Annotated in this window: 2 tRNA genes and 2 rRNA genes (1 of these 4 cut by a window edge); all 4 read right to left on the bottom strand. The window is 46.6% G+C overall.

What is annotated here, in order from left to right:
• Positions 1-216, bottom strand: a 23S ribosomal RNA gene (locus tag HMPREF1321_RS02060); it reaches 2,627 nt to the left of the window's first position.
• 212 nt (positions 217-428) lie between these two features.
• Positions 429-502 (bottom strand) — tRNA-Ala (locus HMPREF1321_RS02055).
• A gap of 86 nt (positions 503-588) precedes the next feature.
• Positions 589-662, bottom strand: a tRNA-Ile gene (locus tag HMPREF1321_RS02050).
• A gap of 163 nt (positions 663-825) precedes the next feature.
• Positions 826-2,341, bottom strand: a 16S ribosomal RNA gene (locus tag HMPREF1321_RS02045).
• Together the 16S and 23S rRNA genes with 2 tRNA genes alongside form the textbook arrangement of a ribosomal RNA operon.
• Between the last annotated feature and the right edge of the window lie 159 nt (positions 2,342-2,500).

Raw genomic sequence — 2,500 nt, 5'->3', positions numbered from 1 at the left:
TTTTGTTTTCTTCTCCTCCGCCTACTTAGATGTTTCAGTTCAGCGGGTTTGCCCATCTTTACGATGTAGTACATCTTCAATGTACTGGGTTGCCCCATTCGGATATTTGCGTATCATATCGTATGTGCCAATCCACGCAACTTTTCGCAGCTTATCACGTCCTTCTTCGCCTCTGAGAGCCTAGGCATCCCCCATACGCCCTTACATAACTTTTCGCGCTTGTAGTCCTAGTCAATTGACAATTAACAATTGATAATTGACAATTATCTAGGTACCTCTCGTTCTCTTTGATTCTTTTTAATATTTCGTTAGATGATCAATAAATCCTTATTGATCTCTTATGCTCTTTATCCCAATATGTCAATGTACTGCTTCCTCACCCTCACCCTAACCCTCTCCAAAGGAGAGGGGGTTTTAGGGAGTGTTTGTGGAGAATAAGGGATTCGAACCCTTGACCCCCTGCGTGCAAGGCAGGTGCTCTAGCCAGCTGAGCTAATTCCCCCTGTCTCTAGGTAAGAGATATGAGGTAAGAGGTAAGAGGATTCTTCCTCCAGCTCACTCCTAGAAATTTCCTTCTTTAGCTTCTTGTAGTCCCAGGCAGACTCGAACTGCCGACCTCTACATTATCAGTGTAGCGCTCTAACCAGCTGAGCTATGAGACTTTGTTCTTTTAGGTAAAAGGTAAGAGATAAGAGATTTCTTCCTCTCTATCAATTACTCTGTACCTTATTTTTTTGTTGACAGCAAGATTTAAAGAATCAAATATACCATTAGTCCTTTAATCGTTAATAATTAACCATTAATAATTTAATCGGTCTTCTCTAGAAAGGAGGTGTTCCAGCCGCACCTTCCGGTACGGCTACCTTGTTACGACTTAGCCCCAGTCACTAGTTTTACCCTAAACAGCTCCTTGCGGTGACCGTCTTCAGGTACTCCCAGCTTCCATGGCTTGACGGGCGGTGTGTACAAGGCCCGGGAACGTATTCACCGGATCATGGCTGATATCCGATTACTAGCGATTCCAGCTTCACGGAGTCGAGTTGCAGACTCCGATCCGAACTGTGACCGTCTTTATAGATTCGCGCCTGCTCACGCAGTGGCTGCTCTCTGTAACGGCCATTGTAGCACGTGTGTAGCCCAAGATGTAAGGGCCGTGATGATTTGACGTCATCCCCACCTTCCTCTCGGTTTGCACCGGCAGTCCCATTAGAGGGCTCGACTTAACTCGTTAGCAACTAATGGCAGGGGTTGCGCTCGTTATAGGACTTAACCTGACACCTCACGGCACGAGCTGACGACAACCATGCAGCACCTTGAAAACTGTCCGAAGAAAAAGGTATCTCTACCCCTGTCAGTCCCCATTTAAACCTTGGTAAGGTTCCTCGCGTATCATCGAATTAAACCACATGCTCCACCGCTTGTGCGGGCCCCCGTCAATTCCTTTGAGTTTCATTCTTGCGAACGTACTCCCCAGGTGGGATACTTATCACTTTCGCTTAGCCACTCAGATTACTCCAAACAGCTAGTATCCATCGTTTACAGCGTGGACTACCAGGGTATCTAATCCTGTTCGCTCCCCACGCTTTCGTCCATCAGCGTCAATTAATTGTTAGTAATATGCCTTCGCTATCGGTGTTCTGTGTAATATCTAAGCATTTCACCGCTACACTACACATTCCAACTACTTCACAACCATTCAAGACCAACAGTTTCAAAGGCAGTTGCTTAGTTGAGCTAAGCGCTTTCACCTCTGACTTACCAGCCCGCCTACAGACCCTTTAAACCCAATGATTCCGGATAACGCTCGCATCCTCCGTATTACCGCGGCTGCTGGCACGGAGTTAGCCGATGCTTATTCGTAAGGTACCGTCATCAAACTACGCGTAGCCCTTATTCTTCCCTTACAAAAGCAGTTTACAACCCATAAGGCCGTCATCCTGCACGCGGCATGGCTGGATCAGTCTTCCGACCATTGTCCAATATTCCTCACTGCTGCCTCCCGTAGGAGTCTGGTCCGTATCTCAGTACCAGTGTGGGGGACATCCCTCTCAGAACCCCTATCTATCATCGCCTTGGGGAGCCGTTACCTCTCCAACTAGCTAATAGAACGCATACTCATCTTTCACCACCAAGGCTTTAATAGTTGTGTGATGCCACACTACTATACTATGGGGTATTAATCCAAATTTCTTCGGGCTATCCCCCAGTGAAAGGCAGATTGTATACGCGTTACGCACCCGTACGCCGGTCTCAGTTACCCGAAAGTAACTTCCCCCTCGACTTGCATGTGTTAGGCCTGCCGCTAGCGTTCATCCTGAGCCAGGATCAAACTCTTCATCGTTAAAATCTTTTATATCTTCTAACCGACTTTTAGTTATTGACTTCAGGTTTCACTCAATTCTTTAAATCTTTCTTTGTGCTGTACAACATTATGTCAATGTACGTGTTGTTCTTTCCGCTCCAGAGGCATTACTATCCTCTTTTGCGGGTGCAAAGGTAC

This window comes from Capnocytophaga sp. oral taxon 412 str. F0487 (genome assembly GCF_000271925.1).
Taxonomy (GTDB): Bacteria; Bacteroidota; Bacteroidia; order Flavobacteriales; family Flavobacteriaceae; genus Capnocytophaga; species Capnocytophaga ochracea.
The sequence above is the reverse complement of the archived record's forward strand: the minus strand, read 5'-3'. Positions and strand labels throughout refer to the sequence as shown.